A 26,211-nucleotide genomic window follows, 5' to 3' on the forward strand; every position below is an offset into this window, starting at 1 on the left:
GAGTGGCGGTGTCCCCCAGCCACACGGCCAGCCCGGGGCTGTTGGGGGTGGTCAGGGCCCGCTGATCCGGTACTTGGAAAGGGTTAGAAATCTGCCATATTAGAAAAAAACTTTAGAAGCCAGGCATCGTTCAAAAGACGTTTGATGACTTTACTTCTGTCGAAAGCAGATAACGGGATTGGATTTCTGATTAATACAGAGGAAGGCAGATGGAGCTTGTGTGGGCTACTGAGGAATTGGTGATCGCTGGGCAACCCTATCCGGGGTTTCCCATTCTGCTTTGGGATTCGATGGAGAGCTGCATCCCGGCCAATCAGTTCTTGCGTCATTACCTTCTTCGGGGGGTCATTGGTTCTAAGCGTTCCTGGCCCAGTACTGGACGCGCCCTGTACGACTTCTTTAGCTTTCTCCAGGCTCATGAAATGGAATGGCGCGACGTTGATCGTGGCGAGCCAAAGAGCCTTGTGGCGGCCTATCGGGACTATTGCCAAGAGACGTGCGAACTGGCACCGAGCACTATTCGCCAGCGCCTGACTTACATCTGCAAGTTCTACGAATACGCGCTGAAGGAGGGTTGGGTGAAACGCCTGCCCTTCGCCTATGAAGAACGCACCGTGAGGCGTGAGTTAGGCTTCCTTGCGCATGTCGATGCCAGTGGCGGTAAGGCTATGGCATACGATGTAATGCCGCGTAGCCAAAAGGCCCTACCCAAGTTCCTGAGTATGGCCGAGATCAAGTTGCTCTTGGCCGCAGTGCAGAACCCCCATCACCGGATGATGATGCGTCTGGCGCTGCATACTGGGTTGCGCCGCGAGGAAATCGCCGCTTTTCCTGTGGCCTATGTTATCGACCCGGACAAGGCGGCACGAACCGAACGCAACCTCCGCATCCGCCTCGACCCGTTCGACGGCAGCGGCATGGTGTCCAAGGGCAGCAAGTCGCGAGATATTTACGTCAGCCGCAAGTTCATGGCCGAACTCTATCGCTATGTGACGAAGGTGCGCGGCGAACGTGCCTCACTGAGCAAGACCTCGAAAAAGACATTGTTCCTCAACCAGTCAGGGGAGCCCTATTGCGACGACGGCAAGAGCCTAAACCGGATCATTAGCGAAACGGGCAAGCGGGCTGGAGTCAAGGTTCATACGCACATGCTCCGGCATACCTATGCCACCCAAACCTTGGTCAGCCTTCAGCGCAACCCCGCGAGCGGACTAGATCCATTGGTGTTCGTTCAACGGCAACTCGGCCACAGTTCGATTCAGACAACTATGGTGTACCTCCATCTAGTGAACGAAAAGGCGGACGAAGCGGTGCTGGCCTATGACGATGAATTGAACGCTCTGGCGGAGTTGGCCTGATGGCCAAGCGCAAAGTGTTCGTCAAAACCGACCTCGATATCCCGCAAGTCGAGCACAATCACGACGCGGCAGGTAATGTAATCATTTTGCCCGAGGCCATCCCTCCGACGAACACCATAGTCAAGTTCGGACGAAACACATCAAGTCAGCGTAGCTTCGACTTTGCCCGCTGGTACAACGCTGGCATCGACCCCATCACCTATGCCTGCCAGCGCCAGGTCGAGCGCTTTCTCGCCGGCCAGGAGGGCGCCTTGACGGCCACCACCGTGGCTTGCTACTGCTACATTGGGCTACGCAATTTCCTCGAATACTGCGCGCTGCGGGCAATGGCTTTTAACCATGACTTGGCACTAACAGACGTGAACCGGGACCTTATAGACGGCTATCTCGGGCATCTCGCCGGACTGGGCGGGGCCACTACCTCTCAGAAGACACTCTACGCGCACACCAAGGCCGTGCTGCTTGCCTTGGGACGGCGTGGGCTTATCCCTCTAGTCGACTCCGGTGATGCGGCCACCTTCCCGCAAAATCCTTTTCCGAACAGCAACCGTAAGGCTAAAAGCGAGACGGCACTGTCAAAGCGCGAGCGACAGGCGTTCACGTCGGCTCTGCGGCAGGCAATCAAACCGATCTGGGACGACGACACGCCTTTGACCAGCGAACTACTAGGCTTGGCCCTGCTGGTCGTGGCGCTGCACACCGGATGCAATAAAACGCCACTGCTGGAAATGGACCGCGAATGCCTACGCCCGCATCCTAAGGACAATACTGCGTTCCTGGTGCTGTGGAAGCGACGCGGCTATAACTTCAGCAAGGTGGCGTTGCGCACCGAGTCCGACGTCGAGCGTCTTCTAGAGTCCACGCCAACCGTTAGAATCAACGTGGAGCGCCTCATCCGCCATGTAATAGCCAAAACGGAGCTTCTAGATGCAGAGGCCCCGGAGGACCTCAAAGGCCGCGTATGGCTATATCGCAATCGTGGCCAAAATGTCGGTCAAATCACGGCGTTAAGCTCACGTACGTTGGAGTTGGCGAAAAATCGCCTTGTAATTGAGTATGGCCTGACTGACAGCGACGGAGAGCCATTGCGTCTTAACGTCTCACGCCTGCGCAAGACCTTTGCCAATCGCATCTTCGAGCTGACCGATGGCGATCTCGCGACCACCTCCGCAGCTCTTGGCAATACCCCTCGGGTAACCGACCAAAACTATTTGGCGCCCGGCGAAAATGCCCGACGCAACTGGCAATTCATGGGCGAGGTACTGGTGCAGGAGTTATTGACTCAGACGATTGGTGCTTCTTACAGGGACACCCCGATGGGCCGCTGCTCCGACCCGGTGAACGGCCAGTATGCCCCGAAGCGCGAGGGCGCGACTTGCATGAACTTCATGAACTGCCTGCGCTGCAAGCACTACGCGGTAACCGCCGAAGATCTGTATAAGCTGTTCAGCTTCTACTTCCGCGTGCTGGCCGAACGCTCGCGAATGGACAAGCATCGCTGGACCCGAGAGTATGCCCATATCTGCCGCTTGATTGACCACTATATCGTTGCCGAGGGGCTACGGCGCGGCACCTTCAAAGCCACAGCCGTGGAGGCCGCCCGTGATCGCGCCCGAACTGAGCCGCACCCATTCTGGTCGGTTGATCTGATCGACAGCCTGCAGGTATTTGCATGAAGAACAACACACTAGCGGCGCTACCTTGGGCTCCCCTTGCGGCTCAGCCGGGGGACGTGCGCGGGCTCCCAGAAGACGAACGCGACGCTCTGATCATCAGTGCTACTCAGCTCGATGGGCAGTGGATCATCCTGAGCCGGTACTGCGATGACATCTGGCAACTCGACGGCTTCACCAACAACGTTGGAGCAGGTCGTAGACGGCTGGACTTTCGCACTGTACCGACGGCGTTTCGGGCGGTGCTGAAAGCAATCTTTTACCGGTACCTACGCCGCGGGCGTAGCGGGCTGGGTCGACCGAAAGGCTCAACCTTACGGACATTTTTCACAAAAGTGAAGCCATTTCTGCAATACCTGGAGGCACTGGGGCTCGACCATCTAGGCGCGGTGACGCCCCTGATCTGCACGACCTATGTGGCCAGCTGCAAGGCGCACCGCAAGACTATCAGACCCAAAGCTCAACCTCTGACACAGTATGGGCTGCATCACCGTTTCTCTGCCGTCGAAGCGCTCCATGAACTGAGCCACTACACCAACGACCCGATGCCCCTACATCCTTGGCCCGAGACTTCCGCGAAGGGGATGGCGGGCCTTACCGGGCCTAACTCCCGACACAAGCAGGGCAGCAAAACGCGGTTGATCCCTGACGATGACTTCTGCATCCTGTTCGAGCGGGCCTTTCAAAAGATAGAGCACGGCCAGCAACTGCTTGACCTGCGCGATACGCTCGATGCCGTCGCAGCGCAGTGTAAGGGGCTGTCAGAAAATGGCATCGTTTACTGGAAAAATCGCCACTTGGGCACCCACGGTTGGGAGGGGGGGCTAAAGAGATTAAATAGGGCGCTTCTCGATCTGCGTACAGCCTGCTATATCATTCTCGCCAGCACTTCCGGCTGTCGCAACCACGAGCTGACCAACTTGTGTTCCGGATCCTGCCACCGCACCGAGGACGATGAGGGCACCGTTTACCACTGGATGCGCTCACGTTCGGACAAGACCGATGCCGGAATCCATGATTGGATGATCCCCGAGATTGCTGTGCGTAGCCTGCGCCTGATGGAACGTTGGAGCACACCCTATCAGGCCCAGATCGCCGCCGAAATTTTGCGCCGGCGCCGCGCCAATCCGCGGGATACGCAGATCGTGGAGGCGCATAAGCATCGACATTCGCTCTTTCTCGCCGCGGATTGTAGCCAGGGCAACTTGGTGCGCACGCTTTCCATCGCTACTTGTAACCGACATCTCAAGGACTTCGCCAAGGATTGCGGGCTGAAAAGTAATCTTGCCACCCACCAGTTCCGCCGTAAGTTCGCCAATTACGTCGCGCACAGCCGCTTCGGTGACCTGCGCTACCTCAAAGAGCACTACGCGCACTGGTCGCTGGACATGACCTTAGGCTACGCCATGGACGATAGCTGGGGAAAGCATTTGGATCTTGAGCTGTACGACGATATTCAGGGGGAGTTGGAGGATATAAAACTCGGCGTCGTTGATAGCTGGCTGGGGGAGGAACACTTAGCTGGCGGGTACGGTCGCACGCTGCAGCATTGGAAACGTGAGCCGCAGAATCTGCTGATATTTAAGGATCACGCTTCAATGCTAAAGTCCATTGCTGACAGCACTGCGATCCGGAGCAACGGCCACGCCTGGTGCACAGCGGATAACGACGGTTGCGTTGGCAATACCCTTGAGCGTACCCGCTGTGGCAACTGCAACAATGCCGTGATCGGGCGCCGCCACGCGGCAATCTACCAGCGACTCTACGATGATCTGAAAGGATTGCTGCATTGCCAGGACATTGGCGAGGGCGGCCGCCAACGCGTTGAGCGCGACCTGAATCGCTGCCGTGACGTACTGGCACAGTTGGGAATGGGCCCGGAGACTCTAATTGCATGAAACCCAAGGACAAGGCGACCAACTACAAGCCTGCGGAGGATCGCCAGAAGGATCTGAAACTCGCTCTCTACCGTATTCAGAAAGGCCGTTCTCGCACCGGGGAAACCAAAGTAACCATCGCCGCAGTCGCCCGCGAGGCGGGCGTATCGACGGCACTGATCCATAACTACTATCCAGGCATCGCTGAGGCTATCCGCGAGGCTCAGGGGCGGTCCAATCGCACCGTGCGAGATTTAAAGCAGCAGGAGTTGGTTGCCGAGCGCAAGAAGTCCGCAAACTACCGTGAGGAGATCGAGGAACTGCGGATGAAAGTCGCCCATCTCGCATCCATCAATGAGGTGATATTGGACGAGAACCGCGTGCTCAAGGCTAAGTTGAGCGATCGTAAGGTAGTCGATATGGCTTCGAGGAATTTGCAGGATTAATTCGCCTCTAGCCTACCCCAAATAACCCTCACAATTCTCATTTGAAAACGTCACGCTCGTCGGTATCAGATCCTAAAATCCGCTGTGAGGGCAGAATTTCCTCAGCACCTCACAGGTGACCACTACAAGTGGAGCAACCTCGGTGCAGAAGAATACCCTACGGCTCTTCTTGACCATCTGAGAGGGCTGATCATGGGTCGTCAACAGCAGTAATCTTACTTGCCAAGACCACAAAGCCCGCTCTGTGGCGAGCCGATGGACGCGTTGAAGAGGTCAGTTTTCATCGCTTGCTCCAGTACACAGAAGCAGCGCCACAGCCGCCGTTTTTGGCGGACATGCCACGGCCACGGAGTACGCTGGATGCCAAGAAGAAGATCTCCAGGCTTCAGGCAGAGAACGACGAACTGAAAGCAGAGCTTGCCAGAATGGCTGAGATTGCAAATCGGCTCATCTACAACGCGACCATTGCAAGCCTTACACGAGAGCGGCTGATGGCCCCACTTCCGACAATCCGTGAGCCATTGCTACGTAAAATGTGAATACAGCTATCTAGCTGAGCTTCTCCATCGCACTACGATGAAAGAATCAAAGGTCGCGCCTTACCCCTTTTTCAAGGGTTGGTGGCAGGTCCATAAGTTGAAGTTCATCTTGCACGCGAGATAAAAATCTCCTGATATCGTCAGTTTCCTCTTTCCGCATATAGCACGCGGCCACCAAGCTGACCGGATGGATGCCAAGAGCGCTGCAAAGCTCTTCGAGCTTATCAAGCGTCGGGCTGGTGCCACCTCGCTCGAGCAAGCTGACATTGGTCCGGCTACTGACAAGCGCAAAATCCTCCTGCGTAAGGTTTTTCTGAAGGCGAACCTGCCTGAGCGTCGCCCCAAATGCTTTCCTCAGTTCCATTTTGCGCTCTCACAAAAGGAACGATAAAGCTTCATTGCACAATATATGACTACAACATATATTGGTCATTTGTGATGCGGAGAGGTTTGCTATGAATCGGGAGCATGGACGATCGATGATCTTTTCCAGTCTGTTCAACGACGATTTTCTTGCACGCCCCTTCGTTCGACAGACGGTAATGTGTCCATGGTTTTATCTGCAAGCGGAGGTTCGTGAAGGCAAAGAGATCGTGGGTGAGATGCTCATGGTCCCTTCGTTTGACTCACTGAAAGATATCCTTGAACAGCAGCATGACTCCTTTCGAATCCGGTCTATCCACTATGTCACCCCTAGTTTTGTCAACAAAACTGGTCAGTGGTGCATGGAGCCTCTTCTGGAGGCGAGCGAAGCGATCGGTCAGAGCGGAGAGAAAATACCCATTTTGACAGTTGCGGGGCGGACGTATTCGCCAATGGACATCAGCACCGAGATAGACTTCACGAACGTTAAGGTATTGTTCACCCACAAAACGGACAAACATGACTGATTTTTTGTAGGTAGGCTGCGCCTCAGTCGGGGAGGTCTGCCTTGCTTGTTCAGCTCTGACTTACTCGGATGCGGTATACAACGTAATCTTTCCGCAGTGATGCGGCCACAAAAAGTCGCCACCCGAACCAAGCTAGTTCCGATGTTTCACATCATCGGTTATCAGTCACGTGGCGATGGATCGCTCAAAATCTTCGTGTACTTCAAGGGATTGCCGGCGAAGGCGGCACCTTCTACCTTACTAAAAGCATCAACAGCATCGACGTTAAAAAAACTACGATACTTGGACGATTTTTGTAGACGCTCAAGCTTGGCTCGGGCAGTAGCTACTGTATCGTTATCGACTTTAGCTCTCATTCTTTTCCACCTTTTCAAAGCACCGATACGTCAAAAATCTGACGGACACCTTGTCCGCGCATTCGATACACGTTTCGAGGATTTTGGATGACATCACCTCCTACCATCCAAAAATACGTCACTTTTTCCGGCGACGTGATTCTTGTACAGTGAAATCAAAACTCAATCCTGCGAGTGGGCCACACGGTTCTTGATCCGGATGACAATGGAGCAATCTTTCCCGTAAATCGTGATCCAGTTTATTGAGTTTATCGAGTGATTGGAGGGCCTCGCCATCATCAACCTCCGCCTCTGACTCACTGTCCCCGTCCTCAGGCACCAAAGACTCAGGGCTAGTCAAATAAAGAGCGAGTAATTTATGGTGTGGGTAGCGATTCTCAAAATCCCTGACCAACCCCTTGAAAATGCTTTCACCCGTGGGTGTGCCAGCAACTCGGCGAATCACATAGTCAGCGATAGCCAGGCGCACCTCGATCTCGTTTGAATCGAGTGGAAGATCCTCGTACCCATCTTCAAACCGGCTATAGGGACGACATCCAACGGGCTTATCGGTCATCGTTCAGGGTTCCTGCGTGGGTTGACTTTGATAGGTCAAATGACCGTACACGAAACTCCCGCATTACGATTGAAGTGATCGCTTTTGCGGTATTTCGACGCTATCTTCAAAGTACGTCAACTCCAAAACAAATGAAACCACCGGAATCTTGTGTACGGTCAGTGAAATCCAGGAGAGAACGCACTGCGCTCTCTTTCAAGCTCGAGCCCTCTGGCATTCCATCAGCTTAGGCTTTAGTCAATCAGCGAGTGAGGCATCACATGAGTAATCGCATGAGTAATCGCAACAAGCATTCAGGAGAAGCTAGCTTTGACGAGATATTGATGATCAAGCGTCGAGCCAGGGACAGGCTTGTTGATGCGGTGTACGCAGCAGATCGTGAAAGCCTTGAGCTCGCAGCGGAACATATCAAAGCGGTTCTACGTGGCAACTCACCAATTCCACGGCCACAACGATTTAGCTGTCTCGATAACGAGAAGTAAAACGCCACGCTAGCTCTACAAACTAAATAGCCGAAAAATGGTAACTAATAGACTGAATTCCAGCGCCTGAACACTATTGAAGGGTTAGTTTGCGAAAACCAACCGTGTTGTGACCATACAAGGGTGCACTCACCTACCGTTGTGTAACGCAGGTAACACTATTGATGAGATTCACACCAGGCCATCCAACAGGCCATCTTCGCGTAGAAGGTCAACTATCTCCTGTTCTTCGATCGTATAGACACTACGAGACGTTTTCCAGACCAGTTTCTTTTCCTGCAGTGCCATGAGCGCTAGCTGCACATCTGGCACTTCAACCTTCGACTCGCTTGTGGCTATGCCAGCTTTCTGTATCGCTTTGGCATACAACTCCATAGTCGAGCATTCGAAGGGCGCGAAACCATCGCCCTTCGCACCCATCACACGAATGACTGCAGACTGCAATGGAGTGAGGCTACGAATCACCGTCTTAGGATTCGCATTGAGTGCTACAGCTTGCGCTCGGACAAGCTCGGCAAAACGCACCAAGATGGTTTTAGGGTCCACGGTGAGATCGAAGCGGATACCGTCTGCGGCTGCGCTGAGAAGCTCAGGCCGATAGCCGCTCTCTTGAAACAACTGGAATACATCTGAAGGGTCGAGATCCTGTGGAAGGTCAAGTCCCTTGCAGTACCAGTCAACGAAGCCTTCATCCAGCATTGGGAACTGCACCATTGAAGCCCCAAAAAACGCCTCATCGCTGCTGTTTCGAAGCATGGCAAGCTTGTTTCGGTTCGATCCGATGCAAACGATACGGAGACCATAATGCTGCGAACTGTTAAGTTCGTCTCTGGCCGCCTTTAGCGCAAAAAGCGCTGCGACGCCTTCGTCTGACGTGATCGCATGTTGGGCTTCGTCGATTATCAGCACTATGAGTTGTTTCGACTCATCGGACAGTGCTTCAAACGCCTTGGTAAGATCAATTTCTTTCCCGAGCCCAATGTTGTTCACGTCAAAATTAACGCGAGCGACACCTACCGTTTCCAGCCCGGATGCTACTGCCAATTGGCTGATGAGTTTCTCGTTAAGTCCAATAGCTTCTCGGACAGTCTCGACGATGACAGCTCCTGGATCTTTCGTCAGGTCCTTCCAAAGATCGGCGTATAACACAATGGCTCCGGCATCCTCCAAGGCAGGCCACAAATCTTCGCGGGCGAAAGTGGACTTCCCGGTGCGGCGTGGCGCTGTCATGAAGACACCTGACGTAGCGGCACTGCCTACCGCCACTTGCGTTATCAGCTTAGTGAGCCGCTCAGACAGCGCCCGACGACGGTAAAAATATTTCTGCGACATTGTTGGCCTTTGATGGGATCCATAGGGAATCAAAGAATTGAAGCCCTAATTTGAGCGTGATCTAGCATCGCGTTCAGTCAGCGTTGAAAGTAACTATATGTTAACGGTCAAAAAATCAGCAACGATAATGGACTCAGTTTCGTTTTATCTCTTTTTGACCAGACGCGCAGCGCTGACCAACCCCTCCAGCCAATCTTGATGCCCATTGATCATTGGGTTCGGCCGCGCCATGGCGAGTTCTTTGGCGGGTTTTCCCTTCTGGGTTTCTTGGGTGAGGATTCGAACTCGACCATCCGACAAATCTTCGATTAGCCAAGCATGGTGCACATCCAAGCGAGTGTCGCCCTCGCCCGCCCAGCCGTGCCAGGCTATCCGTCCCGGCTTACCATCAACAGGCAGTAAAAACTCATTGCATTGTGCTTCAACAGGAAATCCGAAGGTTTCAAAGTAAAAACGCGCACCGTCTTTCAGTTCAGGACCTGGGGCATTATGAAAATGGACGTTTGCGGAGTTGGCGTAATAGCTAGGCCACAGAGAAGCCTTGCTAAGGAATGGCCAGATATTGATATCTGTACAAAGCTGAATTGAGCTCTCAGGCAGCCCTTAGTTTCGCTACTGATGAAGTTCAAGGCCTACGCTTCCGGTAAGATCTTGGTTATCCACGTCGCGAACCGTTACGCAGGCATAACGAAGAGTTGTGAACATAATTTTCCCGCTCATCGCGTCATCTTTTTTTTGCAAAAGCGTTAGCTGACTGGACAAAACTCTGACCAATCAGCGGATTCCATTGCACACCAGATTTAGCTTCTACACCTGGCTTTAGGCGCTGAGTTTCGTCGTAGTCACTCCATGGGTGCATGAACAAGGGCTCAGCGCTATCCAACGTCTTTAGGCGCTCCGCAAAGCCAGCGAGGTAAGCCACACGATCTTCAGCAGTCACACGGCCTGGCATCCATGCGGCAAATGGCGGTAGGACAGAGAAGCCGGTGTAAGCCAGGAGACCGTTGTGAATTGGCCAAAGGACATGCAGCAAATCCCCATCGATCCCGTTCGGCTCATAGAGCGTCGATGCTGTCCCAGTCGTCAGGCAAAGCATCGCCTTCTTGCCCTTGAACAACCCCGAGTCGTATTTACGACCGGCTGCATAGGCAAAGCCGCGACTGAATACGCGATCGCACCAGCCCTTCAAGATCGAAGGCATGGAGAACCACCACACAGGAAAGTGGAACAACACCAGGTCAGCCTCAGCGACTTTCTGCTGCTCACGAACAACATCAGCACTTTGGGTATTCTGTGCGAACGCATGCTCTTGCTCACGAGAGAGATCCAAGAACTCCGCATTCTCGCGGTCAGCAAAATCTGCTGCAGACAGCACTGGACTCCATCCCATAGCGTAGAGATCGCTGACGACAACGTCGTGACCCAGACCGGTCAATGTTTCCACCGCTGTGTTTTTTAGCGCTGCGTTGAACGATGCCTGCTCCGGATGTGCATAAACGATGAGGGCTTTCAATGTGTACCACTCCGGACTTGAAAGGAGGACTCAAAAACTTGCACGATAAGCCCAACACATGTCTGCAATGTCAGTCGTTCAGCTTAAAGGCACGTCGAGCGTTCTCTGCTAAAAACAAGCGCTGCACGTCCTCTCCTAGATTTAATGCGCTAATCCCTTCCAAGCAGTCGGCAGGCGTCAGCATAGGATAGTTAGTCCCAAACAATACCTTGTTTTTCCCCGCTCCTCGCATATAGGCAACGAGCTCTGCAGGAAAACGAGATGCTTTGTAGGCCGATGTATCCACATAGACGTTCTGGTGTTTCATCATCAGAGAAATCATTTCAGATACCCAAGGAAACCCAATATGCCCACCGACGATCCGCAGCTCTGGGAATTCATGCGCGACGTTGTCTAGATAAGGCATGGGCCGTCCCGGTTCCGAAGGTCGCATCGGTCCTGCATGCCCGACTTGCAGGCAAAACGTAATGTCTAGCTCGATGCATTCGGCATACAACGGATAGTATCGGCGATCGTCCGGGGGCAATCCCCAAAGCCAAGGGAGGACACGTAAACCCTTGAAGCCAAGATCCCTGACACAACGGCGCAATTCTCTCACTGCGTCCATCGGTCGGCTGATGTCGACGGAAGCAATTCCAACGACTTGATCGGGATGCGCAAAAACTGAAGCTGCGATTTCATCATTGGTGATCATGGGGCCCGATGGTCCCCACCAAGCGCTAGCAAGTACTTTCGCCACACCTTGATCACGAAAGGTATCGAGCGCCTCGTCGAAGGTTATGTCCGGATTATCCTGCGCTAGCGTTTTCCATGCCGTGGGCCATCGTCGCAGCGAATCGAACATAGGGTCCTGTAGGTATGCCTTGTTAGGAAACTGCATCCAGGCGTCGATAATTTCCAAAGCGTCTCACCTCTAAAGATTGAGATTGGTGGTTCCAACAACGATCAAAGAAAACCAGTCGGGTCGCCTTGAACCCCGCCTCCTGTGCCAGCTTCGTCTTCAAATATTGACGTGTTCTGACTGTTGAATTTACTCAATTCAAGAGGCGAGCCATGTATCGGTCACATACCCATGATTTCCCGACGCCGTCTATCTTGGGCTCGACGGTTACCCTCTTCGCTCATCCCGGTTGGTAGCTCCTGGTCTAGCAGGGTTGTTCGAAGATCAATTTGTTGAATCACAGAGTCTTGCAAAGCTTTTTTGGACATGGCGTAAGCCACATTGCAGTCAGGAGTGATGCAGCGGGCATAGGCGATTGCCGTGGAAAGCAAATCCTCCTCTTCGACTACCTCATGGAAGAACCCAAGCTTCTCGGCCTGTTCCAGAGAGTAAAGTTCGCCTTTGAGGGTGGTCAGAGCACCGACCTGGTTGCCCAGCGCGTATTTGATGATTTCAACATAGGCGGCTGGCATCGGAATGCCGATGGGAACTTCGTTCAAACCAAATTTGGCTTTTTTCCGTGCTGCAATCCGGAAATCGCAATCCAATGCGGTGATCAGCCCACCCGCGATTGCATGCCCGTTGATCGCAGCGACGGTTGGTCTTGGGTATTGGAAGATTCGCAGATTGGTCGCACGGTATTCAGCGTACCACTGGCGAATACGTTCTTTGTTTTGGCTGCCGAACACGTCAAAGCTGTACTTGAAATCAATGCCGGCTGAAAAAACGTTTCCTTCTCCCGTCAGGATGACCGGCAACTCGCTAAACTCTTTTTCAAGCCGGTCGAAAGCGTCATGCAGATCCTTGAAGAAGGCGTCATTTTGCACGTTAACTTTATTGGTGTTCATGCGCACAACCGCGCACTCATCGACGACCTCAATTTGCCAAGCCATGTTCATTCTCCTCATCAGCTGCGCCTGCAAGCGGCGCAGTCATTAATTCACTCAAGTCCTAACTGATTGTGCGAGCATCTGGAAGTCATGCTGCGGTGTTAACACACCGCCAACGTGAGCTCCTCTTCCATAATTTCGCGCATCTTGAATTTCTGTACCTTTCCAGAAAGTGTCATTGGGAATCCGTCAACAAATCGTATATAGCGAGGGATTTTGTAACGTGCGATCTGTCCGTCGCAGAATGCTCGGATGTCGTCTTCATTGATCGACGCGCCGGCGCGCGGAACAATCCAAACGCATAGTTCCTCGCCGTATTTCCGGTCCGACACACCAATCACTTGGGCGTCCTGGATGGCCGGATGTTGGTACAAAAATTCCTCGATTTCACGTGGTGAGATGTTTTCGCCACCACGAATCACCATGTCCTTGATGCGGCCTGTGATGCTGACATAGCCTTCTTCATCCATGGCGGCAAGGTCACCGCTGTGAATCCAGCCGTCGGCATCAATTGTCTGGGCGGTCTTTTCCGGGTCATCCCAATACCCCTGCATAAGCGAGTAGCCACGAACACACAACTCACCAACGGTGCCTATCGGGACAATGGCACCTGATTCTGGATTGATAATTTTCGCTTCCAGATGCGGGTGCACCCTACCAATGGTCGATACCCGCTTTTCAATTGGTGTTTCGCAAGTGCTTTGATAGCTGGCGGGGCTTGTTTCAGTCATTCCATATGCGATGGTCACTTCGCGCATGTGCATGTCACGCTCGACTCGCTTCATGACCTCGATCGGGCACGCTGTACCCGCCATGATGCCGGTGCGCAATGTCGACAGATCGAACTCCTGAAAGCGTGGATGATCGAGTTCTGTGATGAACATCGTCGGAACGCCATGAAGTGCCGTGCAGCGTTCGTTTTGGACTGCCTGAAGGACCGCCACCGGATCAAATGAATCGTTAGGATAGACAATGGCTGTGCCGTGGGTCAGAGCAGCTAGGTTGCCCACCACCATTCCAAAGCAGTGAAATAGAGGCACCGGTATGCAAAGTCGATCAGTCGAGGTCAGCTTCATGGCTTCCCCGAGGAAAAATCCGTTATTGAGTATGCCGCGATGCGTCAAGGCTGCGCCTTTCGGCGAGCCGGTCGTTCCGCTGGTGAACTGAATATTGATCGGATCGGTATTCTTAAGTGTTGCACCAATATGCCGGACGCTTTCATCTGCCGGATCGCCCGCAGCAATCAGGTCGCTGAAGCGCATGAAACCGGGAACCTGCTCTTCACTCAGTTGAATCACTGTTCGCAAGAACGGTAGTTTGACCGCATCCAGCATTCCAGGCGTTGCGCTGTGTATTTCAGGCGCGAGACTCCTGATCAACTCGAGGTAATTGGTGGTCTTGAAGGTCGACAGGGTTATTAGTGCCTTGCAACCCGCCTTGTTCAAAGCGTATTCGAGCTCGGAGGCCCGGTAAGCAGGGTTGAAATTGACGAGGACGAGGCCAATCTTGGCCGTCGCTAATTGGGTAATCAGCCACTCGGCACTGTTGTTGGCCCATATGGCCACACGATCACCAGGCTTTAGCCCAAGGCTCAAAAACGAGCTCGCCAGCCGATTGGTCTCACATTGCAGCTGGGAATAGCTATACCGGATATTCTGATGACATGAGACCAACGCCTCATTTTCGGGAAATTTGGCAGCTATTTCGTCAAAAAAAACACCCAAGGTTTTTTCTATCAGTGGGATATCGGTAGCGCCACGAGAATAGCTGTCTTTTATTTTGCTCATTTTTATTGTCTCAACCTTGATTCACTTGAATTTCTTGTGCTTCCCAATTCAGGTAGAGCGACAGCTCATTCCACTCATTGGTATCAACGAACATCCGGCTTAGAAATCGCAGCGCCCCACTTGCTTCAATGTACGAGTGTGGAAGGTCGTATAACATTGGCGATATTGACGTTTTTTGTGCCAGTTACGCCAAGCTAGAGCACCGCTTGCGACTCGACTTGAATCTCGAGACCAGAGCATGGTTAGACATTCTCTGGCCGCGAGCACTCAGGGGTTACCAAAGTGGCAAGCTGTAGCTGACGATCAAACGGTTTTCATCCAGGTCGCTGAGGAAGTTGCTGCGTGTGGTGGCGTTGCGTAGCTTAAGTCCGAGGTTTTTCAGCGGGCCGCTCTGAATGACGTATCCAATGTCAGTATTGCGTTCCCAAGTCTTGCCTTCACTGAGCCCTGCGCCTCGATCGACGTTGTCACCGGAAAGATAACGGGTCATCAGTGTCAGCCCAGGCACGCCGAGGGCTGCAAAGTCGTAGTCGTAACGAACCTGCCAGGAGTGCTCGTCCTGGTTGCCGAAGTCGTTGATCTGGACCTGATTGATCAGCGCATCATCAGCACCGTTTACAAAGGCAAAGCCGGTGTCGCCGCTGAGGTGCTGGTAACCAGCACCGAAACTGTGCCCGCCGAGCTTGTAGGTAAACAGGGCTCCCAACGCATCGTTATCGACATTACTGCCGCCGTCACCGCCGGAATGGGCAAAACGGATATCAGACTTGAGGCTCTGCCCATCTCCTAACGGTAGCTGGTGCACCAGATTAACGAGGTGCTGTTTGTAGATGCCGTCGAGGCCCCCGTAGTAGTAACTGGTGGCGAGTGACGGATTCCATTGGTAGCGACCGCCACCGAACAGGAACTCATTGCTGCTCTTGGTCTGGCCCAGCACGATGTTTCGCTTACCACCGTTAAATACAGTGAGCTCCTCATTGTTGGAGGAGTCCCGCTGATTGACTCGATCGATACGACCAAGATCCAGGTTCAAACCATCAATCTCATTGCTGTTGATCCACGCACCCCGAAAGGTTTGTGGCATCAAGCGTGAATCGTTGCGCATCAACGGCGGTAAAATTGGCTGAAGGGTGCCGAGCTTGAGGGTGCTTTTTGACATGCGCAGTTTGCCAGTCAGACCGGATTCGCCGTATTCGTCCTTTGCGCGCTTGGGCGCGCTGCTGTTGGTTTTGAGCAGACCTGTTCCTACCCGGTCGGGGCTGGAATCAAGCTTCACACCGAGCATACCGATGGCATCAATGCCAAAACCAACGGGGCCTTCCGTATAACCGGACTCCAGGCGCAACATGAAACTTTGCGCCCATTCCTCCGCTTTGTTCTGCGCGGCACCAGCCTGGCGAAAATCACGATTCATATAGAAATTACGCAAATCGAGAGTGCCCTTGCTGTCCTCCAGAAAAGCTGCACTGGCTGACCCTGCGATGCCCATAACTGTTCCCGTGCAAAGCATATGGATGATAGTTTTCAAGTTGTACTGCATGGAAAGTCTTCCTCTCGCTATTGTTATTGTTATTGCTGTTTTTTTGTTGTTGTACGACTGATATGCACGTGCGAGCGCTGCCGAGATAACTTTCTCGACTTCACTTAAAACTCGAAATTCCATTTACTAATACAAGACATGAGCGTGAGCTCAACGGAATAACCCGGCCCTCAAATACTCGAATAACTTAATAGTTGAAAGAAACGATGTAGCGATACTTATTTTGCCGTCATCCGTAATGCTCCATCCAGGCGAATGACCTCGCCATTGAGCATCGGATTCAGAATGATTGATTCCACCAGTTGAGCGTACTCACTGCCACGTCCAAGGCGCGATGGAAACGGCACGGTCTTACCGAGGGAGTCCTGCACATCCTGCGGCAAACCCAGCAACATCGGAGTCTCGAAAATACCTGGAGCAATGGTCATGACCCGAATACCGAAACGTGCCAGCTCGCGGGCGATCGGCAGAGTCATGCCTACGACGCCTGCTTTGGACGCCGAATAAGCCGCCTGCCCGATCTGCCCATCAAACGCCGCCACTGAAGCCGTGTTGATGATTACTCCCCGCTCACCTTCTGCATTCGGAGTGTTTTTGCTCATCACCTCGGTGACCAAACGAATGGCATTGAAGGTGCCTACGAGGTTGATCATGATCCCGCGAGTGAAAGTGCTCAGTGCATGAGGGCCTTCCTTACCCAGAACCTTCTCCCCTGGTGCAACACCGGCACAACTGACCAATCCATGTAGAGCGCCGAATCGGGTCAAGGAAACATCGATGGCCGCTCGTGTTGAGTCTTCATCGACAACATCAGTGTGGACAAATAGCGCCGCGTGTCCCAGCTCATCCGCCAGCGCTTCACCGGCAGATACATTGAGGTCCGCGAGCACGACCTTGCCGCCGCCTTCCACCATTTTTCGCGCGGTCGACGCGCCAAGACCCGAAGCACCACCGGTGATGAAAAAAACGGAACCTTCGATATTCATTAGAGTTCTCCAGAGGGGTTAAACAGATACGCCGAAGTTAGCTTTACGCCGCTGGCAAAAGGCGCTAACGCCTTCTTGAAAGTCAGAGGTCGCAGACATTTCAATAAACATTGCTTTTTCGGCTTCTAGTGCGGTTTGCAGGTCGTGATCCAGTCCGTCGCGCATCAGACGCTTAATCCCAGCCTGCGCCGCAACAGGTCCATTGGCTAAGCGATGAGCCATGGCAAGTCCTGCCATCTGTAGCTCATCAGCTGGAACGACTTCAGCAACCAGTCCGATATCTTGTGCCTGGCGGGCATCCAGTTTCGGATTCAGCAGAGCGATCTTCATTGCCCTGTGCAAACCAACATGCCGTGGAAGGTGCCAGGTCCCACCGCCATCCGGGGTAGCACCAATGGCGCTGTATGCCATGAGAAAGCTTGCATCCTCTGCAGCCACAATCAGGTCGCAAGCCAAGGCAAGCGAAAGGCCAAAACCGGCTGCCGATCCGCTGATCAAGCCCAGCACAGGACAAGGCAGTTGCGTCAGCCCGATGACGGCCTCATTTACAGCGCTGATGAGTTGCTCCAACTCTGCGGCGCAGGCGGCTTTCGAGACTTTGAGCAACGTATCGAAGTGCCGGACGTCCCCTCCCACCATGAAATGTGCCCCGCTACTGCGCAACACAACAACCCGAGGTGGATCGGTGATGAGCGTGCGTACAGCGTCTCTCAGGGCAAACCCCATGGAGAGATCGAAGCTATTGCGCGTTTCTGGCCGATCGAGGGTGATAAAAGCGAGTGCCCCTTGACGTTCAAGATGAACGAGCAGGCGCTCAGGCGTGGGAGTGTTCATTTTCTTCCTCACTGGCGTCACTGATTTGTGTTGCTGATGCGCTCGGCGAGCAGCTCAAGCCTGTCGCCGCCCCAAAAAAGCTCGCCGCGATACACGAAGGTGGGGGCTCCGAAAACGCCCATGCTTTCGGCTCTTTCGGCTGCCGCCGTTAAGTCTCGCTGTGCGTTCTGCTCGAGGTAATGGTGCCAATCCGAGGCCTTCAACCCCGCGCTGATCAGGGCTGCCTGAATTTGTGCTGCGGACTCCAGATCGAACTCCCGTTGCCAGAAAGCAGCCAACAACGGGTGACAGAACTCCCAAAGCCGATTCATCGACTTGGCGAACAACATTGCCTGGCTGGCAGGCGCCGCATCCCAGAGCTTTGTTGTTGCATGGATCGTGAGCCCCTGCTGCTGAGCGAGCCGACGGCAATCCATATACAGATACTTCAATTTCGAAACTTCTCGACTCGAGCGCTGCTCTACCTCACCGCCATACGCAGAGCGAAAGTCGGTGATGTAAGGCCACCAGTCAAAGGTCACTCCACTGCGTTTTGCGAGCGAAAAAACCGGTTGTAACGCAAGGTAAGAGTAGGGACTTCGCAAATCGATAAACACGTCCACTACCGGATCATCAGGTTGGCTCATGGTCCGCTCCTACCCCGCCCGAAACAGGTTGTGCTTGGCTTGCTCCGAAGTAGTGACGTCGACCCAACGATCCTTCAAAAGCTCGATTGCTTGCCCGACTGCTGGCCGGCTACGCACCCTGCCGTACCAGGCTTTTACGTTCGGAAAGTCATCGAGCGTGATTCCCGTCATCTTGTGAACACGGATCCAAGGGAAGCACGCCATGTCTACGATGGAGTAATCACTGCAGATGTACTCTCTCGTTTCGAGCCGATCGTCCAGGATCTTTAGAAGACGCTTGGTCTCGGTCTGATAACGGGTAGTTGCGTAGGGCACCTTTTCAGACGCATATCGAAAGAAATGTTGAGCCTGGCCCATCATCGGCCCCAGCCCTCCGACCTGCCAAAACAACCACTGCAGGACTTCTCTGCGCTGACGCACATCCTGTGGCAGGAAGCGTCCTTCCTTCTCCGCCAGGTACATCATGATGGCTCCGCTCTCAAATACTGTTACGGGTCCGCCGCCATCAGAGGGCGCGTGGTCAACGATCGCTGGAATCTTCCCATTCGGGTTGATCGCCCTGTAGCTCGGCGTGTGTTGAGCACCGCTAGTAATGTCGATTGGTACAACCTCATAGTGGATCGCCAACTCCTCCATCAGGATGTGCAATTTGTGCCCGTTGGGGGCTGGCCAGCTATACAGTTCGATCATGAGGTTTCTCCAACAACAGATACGCGTTTTTCCCGCTGACAACTCATGCTTACTCAAGACAGCTGCGACCGTTCAAGACAGCCGCAGCAGCTGGTTAACTACAAACAGAGGTGTTCTTTGGACGCAGGATCTCGTCGTAATCATCCAGCGAGGGAAATGTGAGCGACGGCCGTTGATCCAGCGTCAGCAGGTGCTGGCGGTACTGCTCCAGGTATTCCTGCCGCGCCTCTTGGCTGATGTAAGGCACGTGGAAGGCCACAAAGGGTGGCAAGACGGTCAAGCCGACATAACCGAGCACGCCACGCTGAATTGGCTGCAACAAAGCCTCAAGTTCGCCATGCACTGCGCCTGGACCGAACATATGGTCTTGCCCACCAAGAGAGAATGCGAGCATTGCTTTCTTGTCCTTAAGGCCACCACGGTCATAGATCCGTGCTCCGCCATAGCAGTAGCCCGAGATGAAGACGCGGTCGAACCAACCCTTCATGATCGCCGGCATGCTGAACCAGTAAATAGGGAAGTTGAAGATGATCAGATCGGCCCACTTGATCTTGTCCAGCTCTTCAAGAATGTCGGATGCCAGCGTTCCGGTGCTGTAGCCGTTGCGTTGCTCCAGCGCATAAACAAGATGATCGCTATTAGCACGCTGGTGGAAATCTTCAGCGCTGGCCACGGGATTGAATTTCATTGCATATAAATCAGACACGATTACGTCGTGTCCCAGTCCGCTTAATGCTTCAACGGCAAGGTTCAGCATCGACGTATTGAATGACTGAGGTTCGTTATGGGCATGGACGATCAATACGTTCATGGGAGCTCCGGTGAGTGACTATGGAGTCACTGTACGGAACAGGCAGCCAGTGCTAAATTGGCATTATTGACTAATAACATGCGGATTTTGCCAAAATGAAACCAGCCCCTCTTCGCGCAGCAATTCTTGCCCTCGATGGTTGCTATGCCTCGAGTCTCGCTGGTTTTGGCGATGTGCTGCATGTCACCAATGCCCATTTGAGTCGACATCAACATAAGACTGGCACCGCGATGGCACGCTCGTTTTCGTGGCAATTCGTTTCGCACAAAGGCAGGCCCGTAACCGCGTGTAATGGGCTTGCGCTCAATACCGCTGTGCCGCTCCCTGAAGAGAAACTCGATATCATCTTCATCCCTGGCCTGTATTACTCGGGGCATGATGGCTTCGAACGTATGCTGGAAGCCGCCGAGCCGCAGCGGGAATGGCTTAAGGCGCAATGGCGTGAGGGCGCAGCGCTGGCGGCGAATTGCACCGGCACTTTCCTGTTGGCAGAAACCGGCCTGCTGCGCGGTCGTCAAGCCACAACCACCTGGTGGCTGGAAAGGCTATTTCGAGAGCGCTACCCGGGCGTCAACTTGCAACTGAGATCGATGGTCACAGAGGAAGATCGCCTCTGGTGTGCTGGTGCCTCTGCTTCTTACTTGCTGCAGGCAGTGCGCATGGTCGAACATTTTTGTGGCGCAAATACGGCCACACTGACGGCCAAGACCATGCTGATTGATACTAGCCAGACGACTCAACTGCCCTACCTGCCGCTCCAGATGGAAACCGTGCACAGCGACACGATGGTTGCAAAGGCGCAGCACTGGCTTTTGAAACACTTCGCCGAGGATGTGAGCCTGCCAGAGCTGGCCGCGGCGCTTTCAGTCAGCGTGCGGACGTTGATCCGTCACTTCAATAGCGTACTCGGCACTACTCCCCTTACCTACCTGCAGAATCTGCGCATAGAAATATCAATGACTCTGCTCGAAAGCGGTGACCTCAGTATTGAGGAAATCGCTAATCAAGTCGGCTACCAGAACGCCAGCTCATTTACGCGCCTTTTCCGCAAGCAGGTAGGGGCGACTCCGGCGGCTTACCGCAGTCGGTTTACGTCATTGGCGACGGGCTAGGTAGATTTTTGCGGTACGGGTGAAATTGCGAGGTGAGGCGTCCTTGCCCGTCTGACATGGCTTTACGCAGCCTTCAGCGTCCTGAAGCGAATGTTCAATGCCTCGACCGCAAGCGAGAATGCCATTGCAAAATAGACGTAGCCCTTCGGTACGTGCATCCCCATTGCATCAGCAATCAGCACGACGCCCACGACTATCAGGAATGCCAGGGCCAGCATTTTCAGGCTCGGATGCTTGTCGATGAACGCACTGATCGCCCCGGCCGCGAGCATCATGATCAACACGGCGACGACGATAGCGGCAACCATCACCGGTACATGAGAAACCATTCCGACAGCTGTGATCACCGAGTCCAGCGAGAAGACGATATCGATGATCGCAATCTGAATGATGGTGCTCAGAAAGCCCGCACCCTTTTTACCTAACTCAGACTCCCCCTCCTCGCCACCTTCCAGTTCCTGGAAGATTTCGCTGCTACTTTTCCACAGCAGGAACAATCCTCCGAAGAACAGAATCAGGTCACGACCCGAAATCCCTTGATCGAAGACATTAAACAGATCGGTAGTCAGTTGCATGATCCAAGTGATGGACAGCAGCAGAAGAATGCGCGTGACCATGGCCAGTGCCAAACCGAAGAAGCGGGTTTTGGGCTGCATGGCTTTGGGCATGCGGCTGACCAAAATCGAAATCATGATGATGTTGTCGATACCCAAAACAATTTCCAACACTGTCAGGGTAAAAAACGCGATCCAGATTTCCGGATTGAGAAACCATTCCATAACGTCAAAACTCTCGATTGCCCAGAAAAAAAGGCATCACCAAAATCGGTGATGCCCGCATGCTCAAATGAGCGAGTCGTGGTAAGCCACATCGCCTCGACGGGGGCGACCAAACCAATCGTCGGTGCGGCGATGCACTGATGGCACCTGTCAGCCAATCAGACGGTGAGAAGCGAGTTGCCATCCATCTCAGACGGAATCGGCAAACTCAGCATCTGCAACAGGGTTGGAGCGATATCGCACAACCGGCCATTCTTCAGCCCGTGTCGCCCTGGTTGCTCACTGACCAGAATCAGCGGCACCGGATTCAAGGTATGCGCCGTGTGGGCCTGGCCAGACATCGCATCGAGCATTTGCTCAACGTTGCCGTGGTCGGCGGTAATCAAACATTCACCACCAACTGCGAGGGTTGCTTCAACCACGCGACGCAGGCATTCATCGAGCACCTCGACCGCCTTGACGGCAGCATCGAAGGAGCCCGTATGACCCACCATATCGCCGTTGGCATAGTTGCAAACGATCAGGTCGAATCTGCCGCCAGCGATGGCGTTGACCAGTTCGTCAGTCAACAGGGGGGCGCTCATCTCAGGCTGCAGATCGTAGGAAGCAACGTCAGGTGACGGAATCAGGATTCGCTCCTCACCCTCAAAAGGCTGCTCTCTACCGCCGTTGAAAAAGAACGTCACGTGGGCGTACTTCTCGGTTTCGGCAATGCGCAATTGCGTTTTCCCAAGTCTGGCCAAGTGTTCCCCCAAGCTGTTGTGAATAGCTTCGGGAGGGAATGCACACAGGCAACTCAGCTCTTCGGAATACTGCGTCAATGTCAGCAAGCGATCCTTGTCCACCACAAACGGCCGCTCGAAGGTCGTGAAATCCGGTTGGATCAACGCCTGGGTCAACTCCCGCGCCCGATCGGGGCGAAAGTTCATGAAGATCATGGCGTCATCCGCACCGACACTGACAGACTGTCCAATCGTGGTTGGCTTGACGAACTCGTCCGACTCCCCACGTTCGTAAGCGGCAGACAAAGCTACCGACGCCGTTTCAGCCTGATGTTCGGCTTCGCCGCCGACAATCAAGCGGTAGGCCGATTCCACGCGCCCCCAGCGGTTGTCGCGATCCATTGCATAGTAGCGACCGACCAGCGAAACAATGCGTCCGGCGCCCAGTCTCGCAAACGCGTTTTCCAAAGCCTCAAGCGAGGCTAAAGCGCTCTTGGGCGGCGTGTCTCGGCCATCGAGAAAACCATGCACATAAACTTTCTCGACACCCTGCTCAACCAGGCAACCACAAGCCGCGATAATCTGATCGATATGACTATGCACGCCGCCCGGAGAAAGGAGCCCCATCACGTGCACAGCACCATCGCGACTCTTTACCCCTTGGAGCAACATCTGTAGTGCCGGGTTGTGTGAGAACTCTCCGTCCGCGAGTGCTTTATCAATTCGGGTCAAGCTCTGGTACACCACCCGCCCCGCGCCGAGGTTCATGTGGCCAACCTCGGAGTTCCCCATCTGACCTTCGGGCAGTCCAACAGCAAGACCTGACGTCGCGATCTCGCTGTGGGAGAAACGCTTGAGCAGCGCATCAAACGTCGGCTTTCTCGCTGCGGCGAAAGCATTCGATTCAGTAGCCTGCCGAATACCGACACCATCAAGAATAATCAAAGAGCGCGTAGTCATCGTGCCCCCTAGAAGATGTAGTCAGTGGTCAAGAAGCTCGACTCGCGATTGCGAATGATGTCGCTGACCAGTTCCTTGTTACTTTCCTGGAACTTGGTGGCGACGAGCGTGCGAATGGAGAACACGCGCAAGGCGTCATGAACGGACAACGTCCCTTCGGCAGAGTTTTTGCGACCGTTGAATGGAAAGCTGTCTGGGCCGCGCTGGCATTGCGCGTTGATGTTGATACGCCCCACCTGATTGGCGAAGGCATCGACCAAACGACCCACTTGCGCGGAATCCTTGCCGAAGATACTGAGCTGCTGGCCGAAATCGGAATCGAGGACGTATTCGATGACTGTTTCCAGATCACGGTAAACCACTACAGGCACGACCGGCCCGAACTGTTCTTCGTGGTACACACGCATGTCGGAAGTCACCGGGTACAGCACCGCCGGGTAGAAGAACGTCTCACAGACTTCTCCCCCGCCGGCGTTGACGACTTTGGCGCCTTTGCTGACAGCATCGGCCACAAGCCCGGTCAGAAAATCAGTCTTGCCTGGCTCTGGCAGGGGCGTTAATGCGACACCCTGCTCCCACGGCATACCCGGCTTCAGCTGGGCCAGCTTCGCCTGGAATTTGTCGAGGAAAGCGTCAACGACGTTTTCATGAACGAACAGGATTTTCAGCGCAGTGCAGCGTTGCCCGTTAAACGAGAGCGAGCCGGTAACAGCCTCGGAAACGGCGTTATCCAGATCGACATCGGGCAGGATGATGCCCGGATTTTTCGCATCCAGGCCCAGCGCGGCACGCAGACGGTGTGGCTTAGGGTGCAGCTTTTTCAGGTCGCTGGCAGCCTTGTTGGTTCCGATGAACGCAAAAACATCGATCTTGCCGCTGGCCATTAAAGCGCTGACGGTTTCCCGGCCGCTGCCGTAGATGATGTTGATAACCCCGGCCGGGAAGCTGTCACGGAATGCTTCAAGCAAAGGTCGAATCAGCAGTACACCGAATTTGGCCGGTTTGAACACGACGGTATTGCCCATGATCAACGCCGGGATCAAGGTCGTGAACGTCTCGTTCAGGGGATAGTTATAAGGCCCCATGCACAGCGTTACGCCCAGCGGAACGCGGCGGATCTGGCCCAAGGTGTCTTGTTCGAGCTCGAAACGGCTGGAGCGACGATCCAGTTCCTTGAGGGCATTGATCGTGTCAACGATGTAGTCGCAGGTGCGATCGAACTCTTTCTCCGAGTCTTTGAGATTTTTGCCAATCTCCCACATCAACAATTTCACTACCGCTTCACGTTGTTCACGCATGCGGCTGAGGAAAGACTCCACGTGCCGAATACGCTCGACCACACGCAGGGTTGGCCAGACGCCTTGGCCACGGTCATAGGCCTGTACCGCTGCATCCAGTGCGGTCATGGCCGTTGGCGCGTCCAGAAGCGGAGTACTTCCCAAAATCACGGACTCGTGACCCGATTCTTTTTTCAGGCATACAGGACTGCGGACGGGAGCGAGCGCGCCGTCCCACAACCGCAACTCGCCATTGACCAGATATTCGCGCTGTTCAATGGAAGGTCCTGGACGGTATGCAGCAGGGATTTCGTCCGCGCTCGGGAAGAGAGTTTCAAGTCGGTTGTTCAACGTCATTTTTCATACCTCTATGCACACTGTGCAGTGCCGGGAGAGAAAGAACCCGGCACATGGTGCTTTGCACGTTCAAATAGAATTCAGATCGCGATGGGTTCGGCAGCCGGCGCCGTTTGAGCCGCCCAGCAGATGGCAGCAAAGGACATCGCATCCAGCGAAGCTCCGCCGATCAGGCCACCATCGATGTCCGGTTGATCGAACAATTGCTTGGCGTTCTCGGCCTTCACACTCCCGCCGTACAGAATCCGGCAATCGGTGGCGGCCGGGCGATCCTGTTCAGCCAGCCATTCCCGGATGTGCCGATGAACAGCTTGAGCCTGCTCTGGCGTCGCGGTTTCGCCAGTACCAATGGCCCATACAGGTTCATAGGCAATCACACCCTTGACCAGGTCCTGAATGCCCACTGCCTTCAGTACTGCACTCAATTGTTGGGTGACGACTGCCTCTGTTTCACCCCCCTGACGTTGAGCAAGTGTTTCACCCACACACAAAACCGGGATGAGTCCGGCACGAAGCGCAGTAGCGAATTTCTTTGCCACAAGTTCATCATCTTCTGCATAAAGCGCACGGCGCTCCGAATGCCCGACGAGCACATAGCGGCAGCCGATGTCCTCGAGCATCGAAGCACTGACTTCTCCGGTATGTGCGCCTGACAGATGGGTGCTGAGATTCTGGGCTCCCAGCGAAACATCAGAATCATCCAGCAGATCAGCTACGGTCGTCAGGTAGGGAAACGGTGGGCAAATTGCCGTCTCAACACTTTCAAAGCGTGAAATCACCGGAAGTACGCTGCGCAGCAACGAAGCATTGGTCGCGCTGCTGCCGTTCATTTTCCAATTGCCGATAACCAGTTTCTTTTTGTGAGAAGAGGTCTGCAT

General features: G+C 54.0%; 25 protein-coding genes. 7 read left to right on the forward strand and 18 right to left on the reverse strand.

The genetic code is table 11. The features are described from left to right. Window positions 1-209: 209 nt before the first annotated feature. From PMI22_RS12235 to PMI22_RS12220, 4 genes are read left to right on the forward strand one after another with little or no spacing between them, the layout of a single operon-like run. On the forward strand, window positions 210-1,358 hold the full coding sequence (locus PMI22_RS12235) for a tyrosine-type recombinase/integrase (RefSeq protein ID WP_007946531.1): 1,149 nt from the start codon (window positions 210-212) through the stop codon (window positions 1,356-1,358). Next, window positions 1,358-3,034: a hypothetical protein gene (locus PMI22_RS12230; protein ID WP_007946532.1), complete on the forward strand. Its 1,677-nt coding sequence runs from the start codon at window positions 1,358-1,360 to the stop codon at window positions 3,032-3,034. Before PMI22_RS12235 ends, PMI22_RS12230 begins: the two co-directional genes overlap by 1 nt. Beyond that, window positions 3,031-4,929 (forward strand): hypothetical protein, encoded by a 1,899-nt coding sequence (locus PMI22_RS12225; RefSeq protein ID WP_007946534.1) that lies wholly within the window; start codon window positions 3,031-3,033, stop codon window positions 4,927-4,929. The genes PMI22_RS12230 and PMI22_RS12225 overlap by 4 nt, the downstream gene beginning before the upstream one ends. After that, complete coding sequence (locus tag PMI22_RS12220; protein ID WP_007946535.1) at window positions 4,926-5,354, forward strand: TetR family transcriptional regulator; 429 nt, start codon at window positions 4,926-4,928, stop codon at window positions 5,352-5,354. Before PMI22_RS12225 ends, PMI22_RS12220 begins: the two co-directional genes overlap by 4 nt. Before the next feature lie 585 nt (window positions 5,355-5,939). On the opposite strand, the gene PMI22_RS12215 is transcribed toward PMI22_RS12220, so the two are convergent. Further along, on the reverse strand, window positions 5,940-6,257 hold the full coding sequence (locus PMI22_RS12215) for a helix-turn-helix domain-containing protein (protein WP_007946536.1): 318 nt from the start codon (window positions 6,255-6,257) through the stop codon (window positions 5,940-5,942). A gap of 115 nt (window positions 6,258-6,372) precedes the next feature. On the opposite strand from PMI22_RS12215, the gene PMI22_RS12210 reads away from it, so the two are divergent. Beyond that, window positions 6,373-6,783 carry a hypothetical protein gene (locus PMI22_RS12210; protein ID WP_238543962.1) on the forward strand — a complete coding sequence of 137 codons (411 nt, stop codon included), beginning with the start codon at window positions 6,373-6,375 and terminating at the stop codon, window positions 6,781-6,783. A gap of 161 nt (window positions 6,784-6,944) precedes the next feature. Here PMI22_RS12210 and PMI22_RS30610 read toward each other — a convergent pair whose 3' ends face one another. Both PMI22_RS30610 and PMI22_RS12205 read right to left on the reverse strand, forming a co-directional pair. After that, window positions 6,945-7,139 (reverse strand): hypothetical protein, encoded by a 195-nt coding sequence (locus PMI22_RS30610; protein WP_007946538.1) that lies wholly within the window; start codon window positions 7,137-7,139, stop codon window positions 6,945-6,947. A gap of 118 nt (window positions 7,140-7,257) precedes the next feature. Then, window positions 7,258-7,695: a hypothetical protein gene (locus PMI22_RS12205; protein WP_007946540.1), complete on the reverse strand. Its 438-nt coding sequence runs from the start codon at window positions 7,693-7,695 to the stop codon at window positions 7,258-7,260. A gap of 272 nt (window positions 7,696-7,967) precedes the next feature. Between PMI22_RS12205 and PMI22_RS12200 the strand changes: the two genes are divergently transcribed. After that, entirely contained in the window at window positions 7,968-8,177 is a 210-nt protein-coding gene (locus tag PMI22_RS12200; protein WP_033049329.1) for a hypothetical protein, read from the forward strand. A gap of 171 nt (window positions 8,178-8,348) precedes the next feature. On the opposite strand, the gene PMI22_RS12195 is transcribed toward PMI22_RS12200, so the two are convergent. The 11 genes from PMI22_RS12195 to PMI22_RS12145 form a co-directional block, all read right to left on the reverse strand. Beyond that, the gene (locus PMI22_RS12195) at window positions 8,349-9,407 is read right to left on the reverse strand and encodes an ATP-binding protein (RefSeq protein ID WP_238543963.1); all 1,059 of its coding nucleotides are present in this window, start codon (window positions 9,405-9,407) and stop codon (window positions 8,349-8,351) included. An 826-nt stretch (window positions 9,408-10,233) separates the two neighbouring features. Continuing rightward, complete coding sequence (locus PMI22_RS12190; RefSeq protein ID WP_007946544.1) at window positions 10,234-11,022, reverse strand: NAD(P)H-dependent oxidoreductase; 789 nt, start codon at window positions 11,020-11,022, stop codon at window positions 10,234-10,236. A 70-nt stretch (window positions 11,023-11,092) separates the two neighbouring features. Further along, complete coding sequence (locus PMI22_RS12185) at window positions 11,093-11,923, reverse strand: amidohydrolase family protein (RefSeq protein ID WP_007946545.1); 831 nt, start codon at window positions 11,921-11,923, stop codon at window positions 11,093-11,095. Between the two features lie 161 nt (window positions 11,924-12,084). Beyond that, window positions 12,085-12,855: an enoyl-CoA hydratase/isomerase family protein gene (locus PMI22_RS12180; protein WP_007946546.1), complete on the reverse strand. Its 771-nt coding sequence runs from the start codon at window positions 12,853-12,855 to the stop codon at window positions 12,085-12,087. A gap of 98 nt (window positions 12,856-12,953) precedes the next feature. Beyond that, complete coding sequence (locus PMI22_RS12175) at window positions 12,954-14,639, reverse strand: AMP-binding protein (RefSeq protein ID WP_007946547.1); 1,686 nt, start codon at window positions 14,637-14,639, stop codon at window positions 12,954-12,956. 274 nt (window positions 14,640-14,913) lie between these two features. Then, window positions 14,914-16,149, reverse strand: a complete 1,236-nt coding sequence (locus PMI22_RS12170; protein ID WP_238543965.1) for an OprD family porin — start codon at window positions 16,147-16,149, stop codon at window positions 14,914-14,916. 248 nt (window positions 16,150-16,397) lie between these two features. Further along, entirely contained in the window at window positions 16,398-17,165 is a 768-nt protein-coding gene (locus tag PMI22_RS12165; protein ID WP_007946549.1) for a 3-hydroxyacyl-CoA dehydrogenase, read from the reverse strand. Between the two features lie 18 nt (window positions 17,166-17,183). Beyond that, window positions 17,184-17,999, reverse strand: a complete 816-nt coding sequence (locus tag PMI22_RS12160; RefSeq protein ID WP_007946550.1) for an enoyl-CoA hydratase/isomerase family protein — start codon at window positions 17,997-17,999, stop codon at window positions 17,184-17,186. Window positions 18,000-18,016: 17 nt separating this feature from the next. Beyond that, window positions 18,017-18,625 (reverse strand): DsbA family protein, encoded by a 609-nt coding sequence (locus PMI22_RS12155; RefSeq protein WP_007946552.1) that lies wholly within the window; start codon window positions 18,623-18,625, stop codon window positions 18,017-18,019. 9 nt (window positions 18,626-18,634) lie between these two features. Next, window positions 18,635-19,315 (reverse strand): glutathione S-transferase N-terminal domain-containing protein, encoded by a 681-nt coding sequence (locus PMI22_RS12150; protein WP_007946553.1) that lies wholly within the window; start codon window positions 19,313-19,315, stop codon window positions 18,635-18,637. A gap of 94 nt (window positions 19,316-19,409) precedes the next feature. After that, on the reverse strand, window positions 19,410-20,126 hold the full coding sequence (locus PMI22_RS12145) for an NAD(P)H-dependent oxidoreductase (RefSeq protein WP_007946554.1): 717 nt from the start codon (window positions 20,124-20,126) through the stop codon (window positions 19,410-19,412). 95 nt (window positions 20,127-20,221) lie between these two features. Between PMI22_RS12145 and PMI22_RS12140 the strand changes: the two genes are divergently transcribed. Continuing rightward, the gene (locus PMI22_RS12140; RefSeq protein ID WP_007946555.1) at window positions 20,222-21,238 is read left to right on the forward strand and encodes a GlxA family transcriptional regulator; all 1,017 of its coding nucleotides are present in this window, start codon (window positions 20,222-20,224) and stop codon (window positions 21,236-21,238) included. A gap of 62 nt (window positions 21,239-21,300) precedes the next feature. Here the strand turns inward: PMI22_RS12140 and PMI22_RS12135 are convergent, their stop codons facing one another. The 4 genes from PMI22_RS12135 to tpiA all read right to left on the reverse strand — a co-directional run bounded on the left by PMI22_RS12135 (window position 21,301) and on the right by tpiA (window position 26,211). Further along, entirely contained in the window at window positions 21,301-22,017 is a 717-nt protein-coding gene (locus PMI22_RS12135) for a TerC family protein (RefSeq protein ID WP_007946556.1), read from the reverse strand. Between the two features lie 158 nt (window positions 22,018-22,175). Continuing rightward, complete coding sequence (gpmI, locus tag PMI22_RS12130; protein WP_007946558.1) at window positions 22,176-23,699, reverse strand: 2,3-bisphosphoglycerate-independent phosphoglycerate mutase; 1,524 nt, start codon at window positions 23,697-23,699, stop codon at window positions 22,176-22,178. An 8-nt stretch (window positions 23,700-23,707) separates the two neighbouring features. Then, window positions 23,708-25,333, reverse strand: coding sequence for an NADP-dependent glyceraldehyde-3-phosphate dehydrogenase (locus PMI22_RS12125; RefSeq protein ID WP_007946559.1), 1,626 nt, complete (start codon window positions 25,331-25,333; stop codon window positions 23,708-23,710). Window positions 25,334-25,413: 80 nt separating this feature from the next. After that, entirely contained in the window at window positions 25,414-26,211 is a 798-nt protein-coding gene (gene tpiA, locus PMI22_RS12120) for a triose-phosphate isomerase (protein ID WP_007946560.1), read from the reverse strand.

Origin of the sequence: Pseudomonas sp. GM21, assembly GCF_000282215.1 — a bacterium.
Classification (GTDB): domain Bacteria; phylum Pseudomonadota; class Gammaproteobacteria; order Pseudomonadales; family Pseudomonadaceae; genus Aquipseudomonas.

Coding starts and splice junctions, on each gene's coding strand:
- PMI22_RS12175 (WP_007946547.1), bottom strand. CDS start 14,639: ATGAGCAAAATAAAAGACAGCTATTCTCGTGGCGCTACCGATATCCCA.
- PMI22_RS12125 (WP_007946559.1), bottom strand. CDS start 25,333: ATGACGTTGAACAACCGACTTGAAACTCTCTTCCCGAGCGCGGACGAA.
- PMI22_RS12155 (WP_007946552.1), bottom strand. CDS start 18,625: ATGAGCCAACCTGATGATCCGGTAGTGGACGTGTTTATCGATTTGCGA.
- PMI22_RS12210 (WP_238543962.1), top strand. CDS start 6,373: ATGATCTTTTCCAGTCTGTTCAACGACGATTTTCTTGCACGCCCCTTC.
- PMI22_RS12150 (WP_007946553.1), bottom strand. CDS start 19,315: ATGATCGAACTGTATAGCTGGCCAGCCCCCAACGGGCACAAATTGCAC.
- PMI22_RS12220 (WP_007946535.1), top strand. CDS start 4,926: ATGAAACCCAAGGACAAGGCGACCAACTACAAGCCTGCGGAGGATCGC.
- PMI22_RS12165 (WP_007946549.1), bottom strand. CDS start 17,165: ATGAATATCGAAGGTTCCGTTTTTTTCATCACCGGTGGTGCTTCGGGT.
- PMI22_RS12200 (WP_033049329.1), top strand. CDS start 7,968: ATGAGTAATCGCAACAAGCATTCAGGAGAAGCTAGCTTTGACGAGATA.
- gpmI (WP_007946558.1), bottom strand. CDS start 23,699: ATGACTACGCGCTCTTTGATTATTCTTGATGGTGTCGGTATTCGGCAG.
- PMI22_RS12235 (WP_007946531.1), top strand. CDS start 210: ATGGAGCTTGTGTGGGCTACTGAGGAATTGGTGATCGCTGGGCAACCC.
- PMI22_RS12195 (WP_238543963.1), bottom strand. CDS start 9,407: ATGACAGCGCCACGCCGCACCGGGAAGTCCACTTTCGCCCGCGAAGAT.
- tpiA (WP_007946560.1), bottom strand. CDS start 26,211: ATGCAGACCTCTTCTCACAAAAAGAAACTGGTTATCGGCAATTGGAAA.
- PMI22_RS12180 (WP_007946546.1), bottom strand. CDS start 12,855: ATGGCTTGGCAAATTGAGGTCGTCGATGAGTGCGCGGTTGTGCGCATG.
- PMI22_RS12145 (WP_007946554.1), bottom strand. CDS start 20,126: ATGAACGTATTGATCGTCCATGCCCATAACGAACCTCAGTCATTCAAT.
- PMI22_RS12135 (WP_007946556.1), bottom strand. CDS start 22,017: ATGGAATGGTTTCTCAATCCGGAAATCTGGATCGCGTTTTTTACCCTG.
- PMI22_RS12225 (WP_007946534.1), top strand. CDS start 3,031: ATGAAGAACAACACACTAGCGGCGCTACCTTGGGCTCCCCTTGCGGCT.
- PMI22_RS12140 (WP_007946555.1), top strand. CDS start 20,222: ATGAAACCAGCCCCTCTTCGCGCAGCAATTCTTGCCCTCGATGGTTGC.
- PMI22_RS30610 (WP_007946538.1), bottom strand. CDS start 7,139: ATGAGAGCTAAAGTCGATAACGATACAGTAGCTACTGCCCGAGCCAAG.
- PMI22_RS12160 (WP_007946550.1), bottom strand. CDS start 17,999: ATGAACACTCCCACGCCTGAGCGCCTGCTCGTTCATCTTGAACGTCAA.
- PMI22_RS12205 (WP_007946540.1), bottom strand. CDS start 7,695: ATGACCGATAAGCCCGTTGGATGTCGTCCCTATAGCCGGTTTGAAGAT.
- PMI22_RS12230 (WP_007946532.1), top strand. CDS start 1,358: ATGGCCAAGCGCAAAGTGTTCGTCAAAACCGACCTCGATATCCCGCAA.
- PMI22_RS12170 (WP_238543965.1), bottom strand. CDS start 16,149: ATGCTTTGCACGGGAACAGTTATGGGCATCGCAGGGTCAGCCAGTGCA.
- PMI22_RS12215 (WP_007946536.1), bottom strand. CDS start 6,257: ATGGAACTGAGGAAAGCATTTGGGGCGACGCTCAGGCAGGTTCGCCTT.